Source organism: Tumebacillus avium (assembly GCF_002162355.1).
Classification (GTDB): Bacteria; Bacillota; Bacilli; order Tumebacillales; family Tumebacillaceae; genus Tumebacillus_A; species Tumebacillus_A avium.
The window spans coordinates 252,382-269,126 of the sequence record NZ_CP021434.1 but is presented as its reverse complement, the minus strand read 5'-3'; the positions used below and the strand labels follow the sequence as shown (position 1 = coordinate 269,126).

At 51.9% G+C, this 16,745-nt stretch carries 24 protein-coding genes and 2 pseudogenes; 21 read left to right on the top strand and 5 right to left on the bottom strand.

Annotated features, from left to right (window positions below; all coding sequences use genetic code 11):
- Positions 1 to 57: 57 nt before the first annotated feature.
- Positions 58 to 453: a VOC family protein gene (locus CBW65_RS01440; protein WP_087455253.1), complete on the bottom strand. Its 396-nt coding sequence runs from the start codon at positions 451 to 453 to the stop codon at positions 58 to 60.
- A gap of 253 nt (positions 454 to 706) precedes the next feature.
- On the opposite strand from CBW65_RS01440, the gene CBW65_RS01435 reads away from it, so the two are divergent.
- Both CBW65_RS01435 and CBW65_RS01430 read left to right on the top strand, forming a co-directional pair.
- Positions 707 to 1,765: an amidase domain-containing protein gene (locus tag CBW65_RS01435; protein ID WP_157721706.1), complete on the top strand. Its 1,059-nt coding sequence runs from the start codon at positions 707 to 709 to the stop codon at positions 1,763 to 1,765.
- A gap of 73 nt (positions 1,766 to 1,838) precedes the next feature.
- Positions 1,839 to 2,258 carry a hypothetical protein gene (locus CBW65_RS01430; RefSeq protein ID WP_087455251.1) on the top strand — a complete coding sequence of 140 codons (420 nt, stop codon included), beginning with the start codon at positions 1,839 to 1,841 and terminating at the stop codon, positions 2,256 to 2,258.
- A gap of 107 nt (positions 2,259 to 2,365) precedes the next feature.
- Here CBW65_RS01430 and CBW65_RS01425 read toward each other — a convergent pair whose 3' ends face one another.
- Entirely contained in the window at positions 2,366 to 2,839 is a 474-nt protein-coding gene (locus CBW65_RS01425) for a GyrI-like domain-containing protein (protein WP_087455250.1), read from the bottom strand.
- Between the two features lie 105 nt (positions 2,840 to 2,944).
- On the opposite strand from CBW65_RS01425, the pseudogene CBW65_RS25245 reads away from it, so the two are divergent.
- The 15 genes and pseudogenes from CBW65_RS25245 to CBW65_RS01360 form a co-directional block, all read left to right on the top strand.
- Positions 2,945 to 3,151, top strand: a pseudogene (locus CBW65_RS25245) (helix-turn-helix transcriptional regulator); the annotation flags it as partial.
- Positions 3,140 to 3,670, top strand: a complete 531-nt coding sequence (locus CBW65_RS01420; protein WP_332457836.1) for a GyrI-like domain-containing protein — start codon at positions 3,140 to 3,142, stop codon at positions 3,668 to 3,670. The pseudogene CBW65_RS25245 and the gene CBW65_RS01420, both read left to right, overlap by 12 nt.
- A gap of 5 nt (positions 3,671 to 3,675) precedes the next feature.
- Positions 3,676 to 3,882 carry a tautomerase family protein gene (locus tag CBW65_RS01415; RefSeq protein WP_087455248.1) on the top strand — a complete coding sequence of 69 codons (207 nt, stop codon included), beginning with the start codon at positions 3,676 to 3,678 and terminating at the stop codon, positions 3,880 to 3,882.
- Between the two features lie 7 nt (positions 3,883 to 3,889).
- On the top strand, positions 3,890 to 4,438 hold the full coding sequence (locus CBW65_RS01410; protein ID WP_087455247.1) for an NUDIX domain-containing protein: 549 nt from the start codon (positions 3,890 to 3,892) through the stop codon (positions 4,436 to 4,438).
- Entirely contained in the window at positions 4,435 to 5,196 is a 762-nt protein-coding gene (locus CBW65_RS01405; RefSeq protein ID WP_087455246.1) for a class I SAM-dependent methyltransferase, read from the top strand. The genes CBW65_RS01410 and CBW65_RS01405 overlap by 4 nt, the downstream gene beginning before the upstream one ends.
- A 35-nt stretch (positions 5,197 to 5,231) precedes the next feature.
- Positions 5,232 to 5,711 (top strand): PaaI family thioesterase, encoded by a 480-nt coding sequence (locus CBW65_RS01400; RefSeq protein ID WP_157721705.1) that lies wholly within the window; start codon positions 5,232 to 5,234, stop codon positions 5,709 to 5,711.
- Positions 5,712 to 5,881: 170 nt separating this feature from the next.
- Positions 5,882 to 6,028 (top strand): hypothetical protein, encoded by a 147-nt coding sequence (locus CBW65_RS23990; protein WP_157721704.1) that lies wholly within the window; start codon positions 5,882 to 5,884, stop codon positions 6,026 to 6,028.
- A 244-nt stretch (positions 6,029 to 6,272) separates the two neighbouring features.
- The gene (locus CBW65_RS01395) at positions 6,273 to 6,758 is read left to right on the top strand and encodes a dUTP diphosphatase (protein ID WP_087455244.1); all 486 of its coding nucleotides are present in this window, start codon (positions 6,273 to 6,275) and stop codon (positions 6,756 to 6,758) included.
- A 16-nt stretch (positions 6,759 to 6,774) separates the two neighbouring features.
- Positions 6,775 to 7,356: a beta-class carbonic anhydrase gene (locus CBW65_RS01390; protein ID WP_087455243.1), complete on the top strand. Its 582-nt coding sequence runs from the start codon at positions 6,775 to 6,777 to the stop codon at positions 7,354 to 7,356.
- Positions 7,357 to 7,499: 143 nt separating this feature from the next.
- On the top strand, positions 7,500 to 7,922 hold the full coding sequence (locus tag CBW65_RS01385; protein WP_087455242.1) for a hypothetical protein: 423 nt from the start codon (positions 7,500 to 7,502) through the stop codon (positions 7,920 to 7,922).
- An 8-nt stretch (positions 7,923 to 7,930) separates the two neighbouring features.
- Positions 7,931 to 8,536 (top strand): 30S ribosomal protein S4, encoded by a 606-nt coding sequence (gene rpsD, locus CBW65_RS01380; RefSeq protein WP_087455241.1) that lies wholly within the window; start codon positions 7,931 to 7,933, stop codon positions 8,534 to 8,536.
- Between the two features lie 102 nt (positions 8,537 to 8,638).
- Complete coding sequence (locus tag CBW65_RS01375; RefSeq protein WP_087455240.1) at positions 8,639 to 8,920, top strand: DUF4190 domain-containing protein; 282 nt, start codon at positions 8,639 to 8,641, stop codon at positions 8,918 to 8,920.
- A gap of 117 nt (positions 8,921 to 9,037) precedes the next feature.
- Positions 9,038 to 10,105 carry an RNA polymerase sigma factor gene (locus CBW65_RS01370; RefSeq protein WP_087455239.1) on the top strand — a complete coding sequence of 356 codons (1,068 nt, stop codon included), beginning with the start codon at positions 9,038 to 9,040 and terminating at the stop codon, positions 10,103 to 10,105.
- 15 nt (positions 10,106 to 10,120) lie between these two features.
- Entirely contained in the window at positions 10,121 to 10,885 is a 765-nt protein-coding gene (locus CBW65_RS01365) for a hypothetical protein (protein WP_087455238.1), read from the top strand.
- A 10-nt stretch (positions 10,886 to 10,895) separates the two neighbouring features.
- Entirely contained in the window at positions 10,896 to 12,161 is a 1,266-nt protein-coding gene (locus tag CBW65_RS01360) for a DUF4097 family beta strand repeat-containing protein (RefSeq protein ID WP_157721703.1), read from the top strand.
- A gap of 47 nt (positions 12,162 to 12,208) precedes the next feature.
- Here the strand turns inward: CBW65_RS01360 and CBW65_RS01355 are convergent, their stop codons facing one another.
- Positions 12,209 to 12,397 (bottom strand): hypothetical protein, encoded by a 189-nt coding sequence (locus tag CBW65_RS01355; RefSeq protein WP_087455236.1) that lies wholly within the window; start codon positions 12,395 to 12,397, stop codon positions 12,209 to 12,211.
- A 125-nt stretch (positions 12,398 to 12,522) separates the two neighbouring features.
- Here CBW65_RS01355 and CBW65_RS01350 point away from each other — a divergent pair, with 125 nt between their 5' ends.
- Positions 12,523 to 12,975 carry a MarR family winged helix-turn-helix transcriptional regulator gene (locus CBW65_RS01350; RefSeq protein WP_087455235.1) on the top strand — a complete coding sequence of 151 codons (453 nt, stop codon included), beginning with the start codon at positions 12,523 to 12,525 and terminating at the stop codon, positions 12,973 to 12,975.
- A 44-nt stretch (positions 12,976 to 13,019) separates the two neighbouring features.
- Here the strand turns inward: CBW65_RS01350 and CBW65_RS01345 are convergent.
- Both CBW65_RS01345 and CBW65_RS25240 read right to left on the bottom strand, forming a co-directional pair.
- Positions 13,020 to 13,325 (bottom strand): annotated as a pseudogene (locus CBW65_RS01345) (redoxin domain-containing protein); the annotation flags it as partial.
- Between the two features lie 15 nt (positions 13,326 to 13,340).
- Positions 13,341 to 13,475: a thioredoxin domain-containing protein gene (locus tag CBW65_RS25240; protein ID WP_087455233.1), complete on the bottom strand. Its 135-nt coding sequence runs from the start codon at positions 13,473 to 13,475 to the stop codon at positions 13,341 to 13,343.
- Positions 13,476 to 13,568: 93 nt separating this feature from the next.
- Here CBW65_RS25240 and CBW65_RS01335 point away from each other — a divergent pair, with 93 nt between their 5' ends.
- From CBW65_RS01335 to CBW65_RS01325, 3 genes are all read left to right on the top strand, one after another.
- The gene (locus CBW65_RS01335; protein WP_087455232.1) at positions 13,569 to 14,684 is read left to right on the top strand and encodes an aminopeptidase; all 1,116 of its coding nucleotides are present in this window, start codon (positions 13,569 to 13,571) and stop codon (positions 14,682 to 14,684) included.
- Between the two features lie 118 nt (positions 14,685 to 14,802).
- Positions 14,803 to 15,897, top strand: a complete 1,095-nt coding sequence (locus CBW65_RS01330) for an AAA family ATPase (RefSeq protein ID WP_157721702.1) — start codon at positions 14,803 to 14,805, stop codon at positions 15,895 to 15,897.
- 1 nt (position 15,898) lies between these two features.
- Positions 15,899 to 16,690: a DUF3226 domain-containing protein gene (locus tag CBW65_RS01325; RefSeq protein ID WP_087455230.1), complete on the top strand. Its 792-nt coding sequence runs from the start codon at positions 15,899 to 15,901 to the stop codon at positions 16,688 to 16,690.
- Positions 16,691 to 16,745 lie beyond the last annotated feature (55 nt).

The following is a 16,745-nucleotide window of genomic DNA, read 5'->3' as shown; positions in this document are numbered from 1 at the left end:
GAAGAGATAAAGAAAGGCAAGCAACCAGAGACCCTGATCTGCTTGCCTTTTTCATGTTTATTTGTGTGCAAGGGTGAGTTGCCAAGTAACTCCGAATCTGTCAGCTACCCAACCAAACTTTTCACTAAACGGGTATGCTCCTAACGGCATCAGTACGTTCCCGTTCTCAGCCAATTTCCCGAAGACCAGATCGATCTGTTCTTCTGTGTCACAAGTAACATACAGGGAGATTGACGGGGTAAATGTGAATTCGTGATTTACGAAGCTGTCAATGCACATAAATTCCTGACCGTTTAACGTGAAGGCCGCGTGTTGCACCGTACCTACTGGACCCGGTCCCTCGGCTCCATAGCGAGAGATGTTTACGATTTCCGAGTTATCAAAGATCGACATGTAAAATTTCATTGCTTCTTCTGCCTGGCCTTCAAACATGAGGAACGTTGTGATTTGCATGGCGTTTCAGCTCCCTGTCGCATGAGTTTCCGCTATAATTGCTTCCTAGTATATCACCGGAAAACTTTTTAAGTAAAATCAATCCTTGTACGCCACAAAAAGGACCTTGAGATTAACGAGGCTGGAACGGGTGGCATGTTAAGTATCTTGTCATCCTGTGAGGTATAAAATTCCAATAAATCCATGGACATACAAACATCCTGATGTTATAATATTTTTAATAAAAAATAACATATTTATGGAGGTTGTTGAGGTGACGATAAAGAAGATTTCTGCTGTTGTATTTCAAACTACGGTTGCTTTTGGTCTTTTAACAGGAGGGGTTCAAGCGGCAAATCCGAATGCCGGGAAAGTCTTAACTTCAGAGATCAGAACGGAAAGCATTGTGTTCTTGCCAGTTCCCGAAGGAGATATGAAAACCGTAAAGGTCAATGCTTTACGGAAGTATGAAAAAGCAATTGGTCTGGTGAAGCAGTATTTTGAAGATCAGAACGTTTCCGTTCAAATGGAAATCGATGATCCAGAGTTTCAGCAACTTCTGAAAAGCGCAGGAACAGCCTTTGATTATTTCTCAGCCGAAGATATGAAAGAAGTCGTAAACTTTGTCAGTTTCATGGATCTTTATGAAAACTATGCGCAAAACGATGTCATCCTGAAGTATAAAAATAAATTAGTAAAAGAAGGGAAACTGTCGAACGAGGAGAAAGAGACCCTCAGGGGGCTAATGCCGATTGCGAAAGACGTACCTTCAACGGTAAACGGGACAAATCCGAATGCTTTTGAAGTAAGTCCGCTTGCAACCAATGGATATGACAGATTTGCTGCTCGTGACTATGCTCGGCAATGGGCGAGTAACAGTGTGATCTTAAGAAATAACGCTGTATTTGGGTATTACAGTACAAAAAACAACTGTTTCGCATGCTGGAATGATTGCACAAATTTCGTATCTCAGGCTCTTTATAACGGCGGGATGAAGTTTTATTATGGCTCCAATTATCAGTCGGCCTCCTCATGGTCGTATTCTGACATTGTCCCGAGTTATACTTGGGGTGGAGCACATAACTTTTACCTGCATTGGAAAGGTCGTGCAGGTGTAGCAGCGTACACAAGTGATTTGCAAACAGGGGACGTTGTGAATGCTGATTTTGCGGGGGATGGTGCAATCGACCACACTGCGATTATTACTTATCAGGACACAAATTTATGGCTAACCCAACATACGGATGATAAGAAAGAAGTGACAAATGTAGGCCATTGGTACAGTTCGGGTTATAGTGTCTACGGTTATGAAATGGACAAAGCAAGTAACTAAGAGCATGTAATAAAGACAGAACACCTTCGGTTTCTTTTAGAAAGAGAAGGTGTTTTTGATCTAGATAAAGGGGATGGATGAAATTAATAAATTAACCAAACGAAAACAGATACTTCTCTGTATTGGTTTCATACTTCTCTTAGGGCTTGGTGGAGCGATGTTTTATGGGGTAACCAATAATGGAGAAGATACAAATCGGATGATTCCGGTGGAAGAGAAGATCGAGACAGGAGTAGAACGATTAGCGACTGCTGATGAACCAATTGTAAAGATCGATCAGTCTGCTGAGTACGAATGGTATCTCACCAGAATGGAACAGGGACAAGGATATGAACATCTTAAAAAGTTGATTAGCGGCAAAGGCTGGACTTTTGTTGAGCAGGAAGGTGCCGGCTACTTCTTTGAAAAAGATGGGAAGAAGCTGATTGTGACCACCGAGATGTGGACACGAAAGTATGTGCTTGTGAAAATACCTGTTCTGGTGAATGAGTGATGTAAATTAGTCACCAGCACCGGACCTAGCTTTTTGGAAACAGTCTGAGTTGGCGAAACATCAAAGAAAGGCCAAGCTGGTTTATCTGCTTGGCCTTTCATCCATTTCTATTTAATCGGAATCATAATCTCATACGCGTTTTCTTCCCGCGCCGGGTCATCGACGCTGGAAAGGAAACGGTGGTCGTAACGCTCGATGCGGAAGGTGGAGAGGTCCAGCTCGTAACCGTTTTCCTTCATCCAGCCGAATAGTTGGGTATACGTATCCGGCACCTTGCTCATCGGACCCTGATGTGTGACGGTGAGGAAGCGGCGGGCAGGGATGGTGAAGGCGAGCATGCCGTAGGGGATCGTCTCAAAGCGCTCGACTTCGACGGCGATGTATTCGGTGTGGATGTGGTGAGTGAAATCCTCGTCGCTGATATCATAATAGACACCTTCAATGGCGTGAGGAATCTCGGCAACGCGAGACAAAAACTCTTTCCACAGCTTCGGCATTTCTACAGGCAGCACGTGAAAGGGACCGGCGAATTTCATCCCGATAAACATCTTTTCCTGTTGTTCGATGAATGTGTAGTTCATGACAAGCACCTCTGTTCTTTACAAATTTTCTCTCTTCTGCAATTATCATAACATTGAAACTGGTCAGCCTTTGTCATATTTCCACAAAAATAGGGTGGGATTGTTTTGTCGAAATCCAAACGGTTGATCGAGCTGATCCTGCTGGTCAATCGAAAAAAGAAATTTACCGTCCGTGAGTTGGCCGAGGAAACGGGCGTTTCGTATCGCACGATGTGGCGCTATTTGCAGGAACTCGGAGAACTTGGCGTCCCGCTCTACTCGGAACCGGGAGCACAAGGTGGCTATCAGATCTTAAACGAAGTGGAACTGCCCGCTGCTTTACGGGTGAATGCCGCACCTCAAGTCGAGGGGCAACTGCTTACCTTGCCAGCCTATCAGGCGGTTGGGTATGAATTTACCGCCCCGTACACCGCGCGCGGGGAAGCGGAAGTGCTGGTGCCACGCTTGTGGTTTCAATTGCTGACCAACATCGAAGGGATGGAACATGTCATCACCCCGGTCATCAAGCGGGGACTGGCGCTGCATCGGGAGAGCGAGTTCACGTACTACGTTACCGTTGGTGTGGAGCAGGCTGCTGAGGTGCCGGAGGGAATGATCCGCGTTGAGGTGCCAGAGCATCAGTATGTGTGTTTCACCCACGTCGGTTCGGTGGAACGGGTGTCGGTCGATGAAACGTTTCAGAGGATCTTCGAGTGGCTCAAGCAACACAGGTATCGGCGGGCGACGTCCATTCCGTGGATCGAGCTGTTTGATGAACGATTCAACCCGACCGTGCCGGACAACTCGTTTGATATCTACATTCCAGTCGTAAAAAGAGACGAAGGAGAGTGACCAAAATGCCGTACATCAACTTGCAGATCACCAAAGGCGCCACGCGCGAACAGAAGGAACAGATCGTAACCGAATTTACCGACACGCTGGTGCGCGTTCTGGGCAAAAAGCCGGAGCACACGCATATCGTCATTCAGGAGATCGAAGACGAAAACTGGGGGTTCGCCGGAAAGCTGACCGACGAATTCCGCAAGCGGGAAGGGAAGGAATAACCGCCCGATGAAGCTGATCAAAGAACTCTATGAAACTGAGATTCTCGAAACGCCAGCGGAGCAAACGCAAGAGCCCCTCCGCTGCTTCGTGCGCAAAGCATCCCGAGCGATCCTCTATAATGACCAAGGCCAAATCGCCCTGCTTTTCGTCTCCAAGGACCACTACCACAAGCTCCCCGGCGGCGGCATCGAAGGCAATGAGGATGCCACACAAGCGCTTCGACGCGAAGTGCTGGAAGAGGTCGGCGCCACCATCATCGGGATCGAAGAGCTTGGCCTGACCATCGAGTACCGCGACCAACAGAACATGCTGCAAATCTCCTACAGCTTCACAGCCAAAGTCGACGGGGCACTGCGTCTCCCTGACTATACGGACGAGGAGATCGAGAGCGGATTCACGTTAAAATGGGTGACGCCAAGCGAAGCGCTGCATCTGCTAAAATCGGACCAGCCCGCCATCTACGCCGGAAAATTCATTCGCAGCCGGGACTTGTCCATCTTGGAGGCTCACGTCTGGGGAATGAGCCGCAACAGGAAAGCAGGGGTCGCAAGATGACCGCCACCACCAAAACCGAAATGCTCACCATCAACAAAACTGGCTGGAACACCGTCGCCAGTCAATTCTTCGAAGGCCGCAAAGAGACGCTCTCCTATGGCCCGTACGCGCCCACAGAAGAGGAGTTGAACCTGCTGGGCGACCTGCAAGGTGCTCGCATCCTTGAGATCGGCTGCGGGAGCGGACACACGCTGGAGTATTTGGCGCGGCACGGGGCAGAAGAGCTGTGGGGCGTGGATTTGTCGGGGGCGCAGATTGAGTCGGCAAGGGAAGTGCTCAAGGACCTCACAGTGCCCGTCACGCTGCTCGAAGCGCCGATGGAAGACATTCCGGGGCTGCCCGAGGCGTATTTTGACAAGGTGGTCTCGCTGTACGCGCTGGGCTGGACGGTGGACCTGCAGAAGACGGTGCAGGGCATTTGCCGCAGTCTGAAAAAGGGCGGGCAGTTTGTCTTTAGCTGGGAGCATCCCGTACATACTACACTCGACTGCTCTGAACAAAAGTTCGTCATGAACCGCCGGTACACGCAAGAAGGCCCGTCTTTGCAGGACTCCTGGCGCGGGGTGCCGATCGTGATGCATCGCCGCAAGCTGAGCACGTTTGTTAACGAACTGATCCGCGCAGGTTTTGTCCTCGACCAAATCATCGAAGAAACACGCGTTGGCGATCACGACATCAGCCAGCCTGAACAATGGTACTCCGCAGCACGAGCCAACATCGTTCCATCGACGTTCATCATCTGCTGCCACAAATCCTGACAGCCGGCCAGACACCCGAGAAAGGAGCAACACCCATGCAACAACGCGAACACATCTTGTCACTGCTCGACTCGCTTTCCGCCGATGACCAGGCCTTTATGGTGCGTCTGCTGGAAGCGAAGATCCGCTCCAACCAAAGCCCGCTCGCTTACATCGAAGAGATGATGTCCTACCAGTACGCCGGTCAGGACGGGGATCTGTACATTCACAAAATGGAGGTGCGCCCGGAGATCAGCAACCGCTACGGGATGCTGCACGGGGGCATTTTGTCCACGTTTATCGACACGGCGATGGGCGCGACTTGCTTTGTCGTCAACGGCACGACACACAAGACGGTCACCCTCGACTTGCAGGTGAAATTCTTAAAAGAAGCCAAACACGGCACGCTGACCTGCAAGACCAAATTTCAAAAAAACGGACGCACCATCTCCGTGCTGGAATCTCACGTTTATGACGAAGGAGGCCATATCATCGGTTCGGCCACTGGTACTTTCTTCAAAATCCCGAACTCATAGAAATTTCAGAAAAATGATTAAATCCGCGTCTACTCTGGTTTTGTCCCACGTATAGTAAGGATGAACCTGCGTAAATTCGACAAGATTCACTGTACAACTATAGTTGCGCATTTTTGAACTTTTTGTTACAGTGAGGTCACAAACTTGTCACAATTACGGAGGTACTTACCATGACATTCGGACTGGGAACTGTTGCTGCGCTGTTGTTTTTGATCTCCTGCGGGATTTGCGTCTATATGATCAACTGGACGGAGAAGAAGAATCCTCCGGTTCACATCCACAACACACCAGACTCGCTCCACGACATCGCCGCCTAGACGACGCTGCCCCGCAACTTCAGCCGGCCGTCCCGTCGATACGGAGGGAATGCCCGATGTGGCCGTTGCTGTTTGCCGTTGGCGTATTCGTGTTCGTTGGCCTGATGTTCCTGCTCTTTGCCTGGAGCGCGCGGTTTACTCAGACCAAATCAAAAGACTGATCCTCTGGAAGGGAGACCCCTTCCTTTTTTCTTGCCTTCCTGTTTTTTATGATAATATGAAAAGCGGAGGGGATCGCCGTTTGATGAACCTACATAAACTGCTGACCCTGCAAGGCGAACTCGATGCCCGCATCAAAGCGGAGCACGGTCTGCACGGGCAGGATCTTGTGCCAAAAAAACTGCTCGCGCTCCAAGTCGAACTCGCCGAGCTCGCCAACGAGACGAGATGTTTTAAATTTTGGAGCAAAAAGCCGGCTTCCGGCATCAACGTCATTCTCGAAGAGTATGTTGATGTGATGCACTTTGCGCTCAGCCTGGCCATTGAGCTGGGCTATACCGAGCTGCAGACGGCCGCACAGGCTCCCGGAAGCGACGTGACGGCATCTTTCCTCGATTTGATGCATCGGACAAGCCAACTGGCTGTCACGCGCTCACAGGCCGATTTTGAAGCGCTGCTGAACGGGCTGCTGGGGCTTGGGCACCAGCTTGGCCTGCAGGAGAGCGAGATTGAAGCTGCTTACTTTGCCAAAAACGAAGTCAATCATCAGCGTCAGGCAGAGGGATACTAACGGGGGTGTAGAAAAGATGAGCAAACCCATCCTGGCGCAAGTTTTAGAAGCCAACGAGGGATTCGTCAGCGAATGGCAGAAACTGCAGGAGCAGGGCCGCAAGCCCGTTTCGAAGATTCCGAGCAAGGAACTGGCGATCTTCACCTGCATGGATACCCGGCTGGTCGACTTTTTGGAAGGCGCGATGGGCATCCAGCGCGGCGAAGCGAAAGTGCTTAAAAACGCCGGCAATACACTCGCGTCACCGTTTGGCGTCGTCATCCGTTCGCTGGTGATGGCGATCTACGCGCTTGGCGTCAAAGAAATCATCGTCATCGGCCACCTCGACTGCGGCATGGCGTCCGCGACCGCAGACGACATCAAGGCAAAGATGCTCGCACGCGGCATTTCGCCCGATGCGATCAAACTCGTCGAAGGCGCGATGTCGCAATGGGTGGACACGTTCCATCATCCGATTGAGAACGTCGCCGAAGTCGTCAAGTCGATCCGCGAGAACCCGCTGATCCCGAAAGACGTGCCGGTGCACGGCCTGATCTTCGACCCGGAAAACGGCAAGCTCGATCTGATCACCAACGGCTACGAAGCGGCTGCACAATAAAATCGCCTTTGCACCGTTTGGAAAATGTCTCAATTGGTTACGCTACAAGGGAGTGTTTGAGTGTTGGTGTTTACAAGCTCTCTCGATTCCGCTATAGTAGGCAGTAGCGAATGAGAATCATTTTCAATTAAAGGTGATGTGTTATGCTCGCTCAAAAAATACGCAAGGAAGTCGTGCAGATGTGCTGGGGCGTTGGTCATTACCGCGAACCGCAGCCAATTCTCGACTGCATGGAACACATTTTGACAAATTGGCCCTACAGTGCGGATGTGGACGTTTTCGTCTCAAAATGGGAGGAAACTGGCGTTCATTTGCACACTAAGGCACTTGTCAAAATCGGTTCCGGCGTGTATTCTTTAATTTTGTCGGAGACATGCGAACCCGATGTGCTTATTTACAAGCAAAATGACATCACTTATCTCCTTGCATCGGTCATCGAAGAGACCGAAGAGGAGTTGGCTAGACTTCGTTCCGAGGGCGTTGAAGTGATCGATCCGCTTTCGCACATGCTTCAGGAAATGGAGCAGTTTCAAGCAGCACAAGATCAAGAACAGATAAGGGAGTAGATACTTACATGGCACGCAATACTGGATCGAAACACAAACTCTGCCGCCAAGTTGGCCAAGCTCTTTGCGGCTCCGCAAAATGCCCGGTGCACAAGCGCCCGTACCCGCCGGGTCAACACGGCCCGACCAAGCGCAAGAAGATGAGCGAATACGGCTTGCAGCTCCAAGAGAAGCAAAAGCTGCGTTACATCTTCGGCGTACTCGAGAAGCAATTCCGCGCGTACTACGAAGAAGCTGCACGTCAGAAGGGCATCACCGGCGAAAACTTGCTGCGTCAGCTCAACTCGCGTCTTGACTACCTCGTATACCAAGCAGGCTTTGCCCGCACCCTCGACGGCGCTCGTCAGCTGGTCAACCATGGCCACGTGACCGTCAACGGCAACAAAGTCGACATCGCGTCCTTCGCAGTTCGCCCGGGCAACGTAATCGGCCTGCGCGAGAAGTCCCGCGACCTGACCGCTGTAAAAGACGCGCTGGCTGGCGTTTCTTCCCGTCCGGCTTACATGGACTGGAACGAAAACGCGCTGGAAGCGACCTATGTGCGCTACCCGACCCGCGACGAAATGCCGCAGCAAGTTCAAGAATCGATGATCGTCGAATTCTACTCCCGTTAATCGCGGGATCTGGAAAACGCCCCCACCGGGGGCGTTTTTTTCGTTTCTAAGGTATAATAGACGAGATTCATTCTATGACTGTAAACAGGGAGTGTTTGATAGATGAGTGAACCGAGGCCTTTTATCCAGACCAACCGCATGTCGGTGGCTTCGCTTGTGCTTGGCGCTTGTTCGCTGGTGACGGTGATCATCCCGTTTTTGAACTTTTTCATTTTGCTGATGGGGCCGCTTGGCATGGTGCTTGGGTTCGTGGCGATTCGCCAGATCAAGCGCAATCCGGAGACGATGAAAGGCGGCTGGCAGGCGCTGACCGGGATTTTGCTGAACCTGATCTCCGTGCTGCTAGTTGTCGCGATGTACGGATTTGTGCTCCTGATGATCTAAAGGGCCAAAACTTTTTTTGCAAAATCGTGAAGGGTTTCTCCCGCATGGGTTCGTCAATAGGTGTGACAAGACGAATTCGACGGTGGTGCAACGAGGGAGAGGGGGGACCGGAACGCGATGCAGGGGGTAAGCGATCAAGAATTGATACAGCGCGTCACAGCGGGTGACAGCAACAGTTACCGACTGCTCGTGGAGCGGTACCAGACTCTTGTCTACACGATTGCCCTCCGCATGGTACGCGACCGGACAGAGGCTGAAGACCTCACCCAGGAGATCTTCCTGAAGGCGTACCGCACGTTAGACAGCTTCCGTGAAGAGGCGAGTTTTAAGACGTGGATTTGCAAGATTGCCACCAACCGCTGTATCGACTGGCGGCGCAAACATGTGCCGCGTCAGGAGCAGACTGCAAAGGTGGAAGAGGCTGAGCGGATCCCGGCTGATCTCGAAGCATCCCCGGAGCGCGTTTTGCTGCGACAGGAGCAGCAAAACGAGGTGCGCGGACTGCTCGACGAGATGCCGGAAAAATACCGCTCGATCTTGCTGATGTACCATTTTCAAGGGATGAGCTACAAGGATATCGCCGAGGTGCAGGAGATTTCGCCGCGGACAGTCGAGACCCGGCTGTACCGGGCGAAAAACATGCTGCGCGAACGGTTGAAAGGGGGGAAACAGATGGAGCACGTATCAGGAGATTTGATTTGGAAGTTTCTAAACGGTGAAGAGATGCCCGACGAGCAGTTGGACTTCGTCGCCTTGCACACGGCCGAATGCGACCTGTGTGCGGAGCGTCTCGCCAACATGACGGAGCTCGGCGAGTTTGTGCCGGAGATGCTGCAGGTGGAGATGCCAGGCGTTGGACTGGTTGACCGCATCATGCTGGAGGTTGAGCAGTATGAGCGGGAGAAAGCTGCGACCGCCGAAACGGGCAGCGTCGTGCCGTTTAGGAAGCCCAAAGTCTGGACCAAGCGTCTCGAACTGTTTACCCGCGTTGCTACGGCAGCTGTCGTCACCGGCTTTATGGTGCTCGGCACGGCCGGGCAGTCCTATGCAGAGCAAGTCCCGGTGGTCGGCAAGACGATCGCGGCCGTTTCCAATACGGGAACCTGGTTCGCGGACGGCACAACCCGCGTCTATTCTGAACTCCATTACCTGTTCAGCGTGGCAAGCTTTGATCTATGGAAATAGGGAGGGACCCATCACATGAACTGCTATTATCATTCTGACCGTGACGTGGAGCGCGAATGCCGCGTCTGCCACGAACTGGTCTGTTCCGAATGCGTGGTCCCCGTCGGCGACCATGCGGTCTGCAAAACGTGCATTTCGCAAACGGTGACGCTTGACGATACCGGACTTTTGGCGGACACCGGCAAACCGCTGACCAAAGCGGAGAAGAAAAAACAGCGCGCCGTTCGCGCCGTGAAACGCAAGCAGGAAGCGTTGGCATCCGGGCACAAGAGCTTTTGGTTCACCACGCTGTTCTCCTGCCTGCCGGGCCTCGGCCATTATTACCTGGGCCTGCAGGTGCGCGGTGTGCAGCTGATGATCATTTTCTTTGCCCTGATCATTCTGAATTCGATCGTGCCGAGCAATTCGCTCCAGTTTATCACCGGCATTTCCTTGCCGATCATGTGGTTTTATGTCCAAATGGACGCTCATAAGTTCCGCGATCAGATCAACCGCGGCGAATCGGTGGAAGACCGCCCGGTCTACCCGCGCTGGCGGGAACTGCTCAGCATCGCGATGCTTGGCTGGGTCTTCGCAGTCCTTGGCGTCATCGCGCTGGCATACGGCGTGATCGACTTGGCCGGGGTGGGCAACTGGCAACTGCGTGAAGCGCTGAAGGAACTGGTCTCGGCTGCGCTGTTCCTCGGGGCCGGCTTCTGGATCGTCAAAGGCAAACCGCTTCCGTTCCCGGCGCCGCAAACCCGCGTAGAAGAGAGTGACAACAACGGTGAACATGCGTAGAGTTGGAACCTTGACCAGTGCGTGCACAATGCTCGCACTGGGTCTTCTTCTTTTAACCGATATCCTCTTCCAGCGAGATTGGTTTGCATCCGGACTGAATTTTTGGCCGCTGATCATCATCGGTCTCGGGCTGGAACTGCTCTGGAATTGGCTATCGATCCGCCGCAAACAGATGCAGGAGCGCATCCGCCTCGACGGGCGGTCTTTGGCGCTGCTGTTTTTAGTCGGCGTTTTCTCGATCAACTTTTACCTCTCCACGACCCGCACGGCGCAAGGAGAGGAACCGGCCCCGCAGAAGCCGTTGCTAACGGTGACAAACCGCGACCTCGCCCTGCCGACACAAGTGGTGGCCTTGCCGGAGACGGTGCAGGAAGTTGTGATCTACAATCCGCTTGGCGCGGTCGAAGTGACCGGCAGCGCCTCGCGCCAGATGGAGATCGACGCCGTCGCGCACGTCTCGATCATCGATGACAACGCACCGGTCGTGTCAGCGGTTGGCCTGATGCCGTACACGACGGTCGATGGGGTGACTTCGGTCGAGGTCAGAAAACCGCTGGCCGACGACGAGAGCGGCACGATCGACCTGAAGGTGCAAGTCCCGGAAGGCGTCGTGCTGCGCGTGCGCACCGACGCGGGAGACGTGCTGGTCAGCGATTACAAAGGCAATGCCGACCTGTACAGCAAGATTGGCGCGGTGAAGGTCGATACGCTAAACGGCAGCCTGCTGGCCAAGGTGGACAAAGGCACGCTGAACATCCGCGAGATCTACGGGAAGGCAGACCTGCATTCCGGACAAGGCAGCGTCACGGTGGACAAGATCGGCAACGACTTGCGCCTGCGCTCCGATGCTGGCGATGCCAAGATCGGACAAGTAGCCGGCAAGCTCGACCTGTATGTCAAGCTGGGCAAAGTTCAGATCAACACGATCGGCGACGCGATTAACGCGATCGGCGAGTCGGCGGTGTTCCACATTCAAAATCCGCTGGGACCGCTGGAAGCGACGATCACAGGCATCGGCGACGTGACGGTGCATGGCGATGTGCTGGCTCCGTGGACGATCGGCGCCAACAACGGCAAGACGACGCTGGAGATGCCGGAGACGTCTTCGATCAAATTCTTGGGCGAGACGAACAAAGGCGTGATCAAAGGGCCGACCAAATCAAGCAAAAACGCCGGCACCAAACAAGGCACGCTGCTCACCGACCAGCTGGGCAAAGGCATTTGGCCGGTCACTGTGCGCTCGTACCATGGCAGCATTTTTGTTGATTTGTATTAGAAAGGGTCCCCGCAACGTGGCAGGGACCCTTTTTGTTGAGAGGCGGACTACTCGGTGATTGCGTCCATCATGGAATCGGCAATTTGCGCCATCTCATCTGTGCTGTTGCCTGCAACGTTGTTGCGGCGCATCATTTCCCAAGCAGCGATCCCGATCCCGGCACCCAGCACCATTGCCGTGACGGTGTTCAGACCGCGTTTGCGGCCCGGCATCATGTCTGTGATCATATCCCACATGCTCATACCACCTCCCGTACCAGTATTTTTTGCGTTTTTTTCGATCTCATACGAAGGAATAGTTGGAGAGGCGTAGTATTATAAACTCATATATTAAAATCTGATGACAAAAGGGTTGAGGGGATATGAATAATCTGAATAATGACACGGAGTTGCGCGCTGCGATCATCCACGCGGTGATCCGGATCAACAACCTGTTGATCAAGCACGGCAACAGTGACAAGTTGGCGGGGGCTTACGGGCTTTCGCAGCAACAATGGACGCTGCTCGGCGTTCTGGACCGAAATGGTCAGGGGATGACCATGACAGAGTTGGGGAAAAATCTGTTGGTTACCAAAGCAAACATGACCGGCATGATCGACCGCTTGGAGCGGGATGGATTTGTCAGCCGTCATCCGGATCAGTTTGACCGTCGCGTCACCAAGGTCATGCTGACCGAAAAAGGCACGCATTTCATGCGTGAGATCGAAGGACCCCGCGACCTGTTTTCTGCGGAGATGTTTGCAGATTTTACATCGGAAGAGACCCAGCAGTTTTACAGCTACCTGGAACGCTTTTTCAAAAAACTGGACAGCTGACATCTAGATAAAAAAGCGGTGCCCTGAGGGACACCGCTTTCGTGCTACAATGGAGTGGAAGCATTGATTTTCTCAAGCTCGGCGATCAATTCGCTTGTGCTTGGCATGCCTTTGTTGAAATAGCGCAGTTGCATGTCTTTGTCGAGGATCAGCACACAGCGGCTGACCATCAGGCCGGAGAACGTCGGAACGCCGTACTCGGAGATGATCTGCCAGCGGTCGTCATAGACCAGCGGGAAGCCGAAGTTGTTTTTCTCCGCGAACTTCTGATGACCGGCCATTTTGCCGGGGTTCACGCCCAACACAACTGTGTCGAGGCGGTCATATTCCTGAGAAGCGTCACGCGCTTCGCCTAATTGCTTGCGTCAGCCAGGCGTGTTGTTGATCGGGTAGAAAATCAAGATGACATTCTTCTTACCTTTGTAGTCATCATACAGGTGGACAGGGCCTTCCGTACTTTCGGCGTGAAAGTCGGGAGCGGTCGCGCCAATCTCTAGCATCACAGTTCCTCCTTGCCGCTCATTTCTTTTATTGTCTCAATCTGTAAAGGACGAGTCAAGTGAGGACCACTACATATTGAGGGGGCTAACCCAATGAGAGACGCTCGTTACGAATTGCTGGCCAAAAACCTGATGGAGTATTCCGTATCCCTGCAGCCGGGTGAAAAAGTGCTGATCGACATCACCGACGGCGAGATTCCGCTGGCCAAAGAAATGGTCAAAGCAGCGTACGCTGTCGGCGGCATGCCGTTTGTCTGGAACAAAGAATCGCAGATTCAGCGTGAACTGATCCGCGGCGCAAGCTCTGAGCAGATCAAGTTCTGGGGCGACCATGATCGCGCTTTCATGGAGCAGATGGACGCGTATATCTCTTTGCGCGCTTCCCGCAACGTCAACGAACTGGCAGGCCTGCCGTCCGAACAGATGAAGGTGTATGCGGAAAACTACGGCAAGCCGGTGCATTTTGAAACCCGCGTGCCGAAGACGAAATGGTGCATCCTGCGCTACCCGAATGAGTCGATGGCGCAGTCGGCGAACATGGCGACCGAGGACTTTGAAGACTTCTACTTTGATGTCTGCACGCTCGACTATGCCAAGATGTCGGAAGCGATGAACCCGCTCAAAGAGCTGATGGAGCGCACCGACCGCGTGCAGATCAAAGGACCGGGCACCGACCTGTCCTTCTCGATCAAAGACATCGGCGTCGTCAAGTGCGACGGCAAACTGAACATTCCGGACGGCGAAGTGTACACGGCTCCGGTTCGCGATTCGGTAAACGGCACGGTGCAGTTCAACGCGCCGACCCTGTACAACGGGCAGACGTTTGACAACATCCGCCTGACCTTCAAAGACGGCAAGATCGTCGAAGCGACTGCGAATGACACCGAAGCGATCAACCACATTTTTGACACCGATGAAGGCGCGCGCTACATCGGCGAGTTCTCGATCGGCTTCAACCCGTTTATCGTGAACCCGATGAAAGACATCCTGTTTGACGAGAAGATCGCCGGTTCTTTCCACTTCACGCCGGGCAACTGCTACGACGATGCGTACAACGGCAACCGTTCCAACATCCACTGGGACCTCGTCTGCATCCAGCGTCCGGAATACGGCGGCGGCGAGATCTGGTTTGACGACGTGCTGATCCGCAAAGACGGCCTGTTCGTGATTCCGGAACTGCAGGGGTTGAACCCGGAGAACTTGAAATAATATAGAAATGTACGCTTGCGAAAATGCAGTCCTTGCGGCTGCATTTTTTATTATCTCGTTTTTAGGTGTATAATGATGATAATTGGTAGATTTGGGCATAAACGAAAGGATGATCCGTTTGAAACATCTTGAGAGGATCACAATGCAGAATTTTCGGGGTTTTAAGGAACTGGAATTAAAGGATTTAGGAGCTGTCACCATTCTGGTTGGTGAGAACAATACAGGGAAGACGTCAGTTTTGGAAGCGGTGGAGTTGCTGTGCAATCCGCTGGATATTGGGCAAGTGTTAAGTACAGCGCGAGGGCGAGACCGTGCAATTCCTGATTATCGCATGCAACTGTTAGAATCAATTGAATGGCTGTTCTTTCATGATCAAGTTGGAGGCTTTCAAACGGTAATCCAAGGAGAACTTCAACATAAACAGACAAAGTATCAACTTGCGATAGAGGAAGTCTATGTAATCGAAGTCAGAGAGGATTCTCATTCTGATGCTGAAAAAGCGTTTCAAATGGTTATGGAACATACGACAAGAGACCAACATGAAAATGAAGAGGCTGAGCAACAGGAATTTCTCATAGCTGAACCGTTTCACCATATTGAGACTCGTAAAGAAAAGAGGATCCTAGAGACTGAAATGGTCACACCAGTTGACCATCGATTTTTGCCCGTGGCATTGAAATCGCTGACGGAAACGATCAAACGAGATGACCGTTCGAATATCATTCGTTTGCTCCAGTCCTTTGATGAGAATATCGAAGGTCTCGAATTGTTGTCCCCGGATGGACGGTCTGCGGTTCCGTATATCCGACATAAGGTGAAGTCGTACGTGCCGCTTGCGCTTTATGGTGATGGTATTCGAAGATTAATCGTTTTAGCGTCTGCTGTTCTGCGTGCAAAAGACGGTATTTTGATGATTGATGAAATCGAGACTGCCTTACATTCAAAAGTGTTGGTAAAAACGTTCGCTTGGCTGATGGATGCATGTAAGGAGTTCAACGTCCAACTCATAGCAACAACACATAGCTTGGAAGCGGTTGACGCTTTGATAGCACCGTTGGCGGAAGAGGATGACGCAGATGAGGTAAACCGGGAGAGCCTGAAAGATCTGGTAGCCTTTCGGTTGGTCAATCGAGACGGTCAAACAACTGCGAAACGATTCTCCGGTGATGCGTTGTACTCCCTCCGATATGAATACGGGCAGGATGTGAGATAGAGTGGACTATGTATATGTTGTGGTTGAAGGGCCGAATGACGTTGCTGCCTTGACCAAGCTGTTTATCTTGCAGGGAGCAAAACAGATAAAGAAACTAAAACAGTTGCAGAAGATCGACGAAGACAATTACTGGGGGAATCTGACCAATCAAAAGTTCCCGTACAACGGTGATTTTACAGAGCGGATGCCTGTTCCTGCGTTTTTCCTTCTCGATGAGACTCTGATCGCTGTTCATTATGCAGGCGGCGAGTCGCAGTTGATTCCAACGCTCACGCTTTCCATTGCAAATCTAGATGACAGCGGTGCCAGAATGAAGGCGATTGCGATCGTCTGTGATGCAGACTTGAAGGAACCGATTGAGAAGATCAAAGCGTATCAACAACTCATTGCTGAACAGGAAGATCGTCCTGAGGTAATAAACAGTTTCTTGCATATCCGTTCTGCTGGCGAAATTGTTCTCACCGAACCAAGAGTCGGCATCTACGTCTTTCCCGATAATCAGAATCAAGGGACGCTGGAAACTGTTTTGCTTGCTTGTGCCGAGACATCCTATGGAGACCTTCTTCACGAAGCCGGAGCCTATGTTGGATCGTTTCGGGAGAGTTATGGAGCCGACTGGAAAAGTGACGGCGAGTCAAAAGCGATTGTCGGATGTATATCAAACGTGCTATTTCCCGGTACATCGAACAACGTATCGCTGATGAAGGGCGACTGGTTATGTACAGATACGCTTGAGACAGCAGGCGTCAAAGAACTAAATAGCTTCTTTCATACCCTTCTCACCAGAGAGTGACTTACGCAGTCACTCTTTTTTTGATGGCTACTTCTAACAGTTTTCAGTTGTGTCA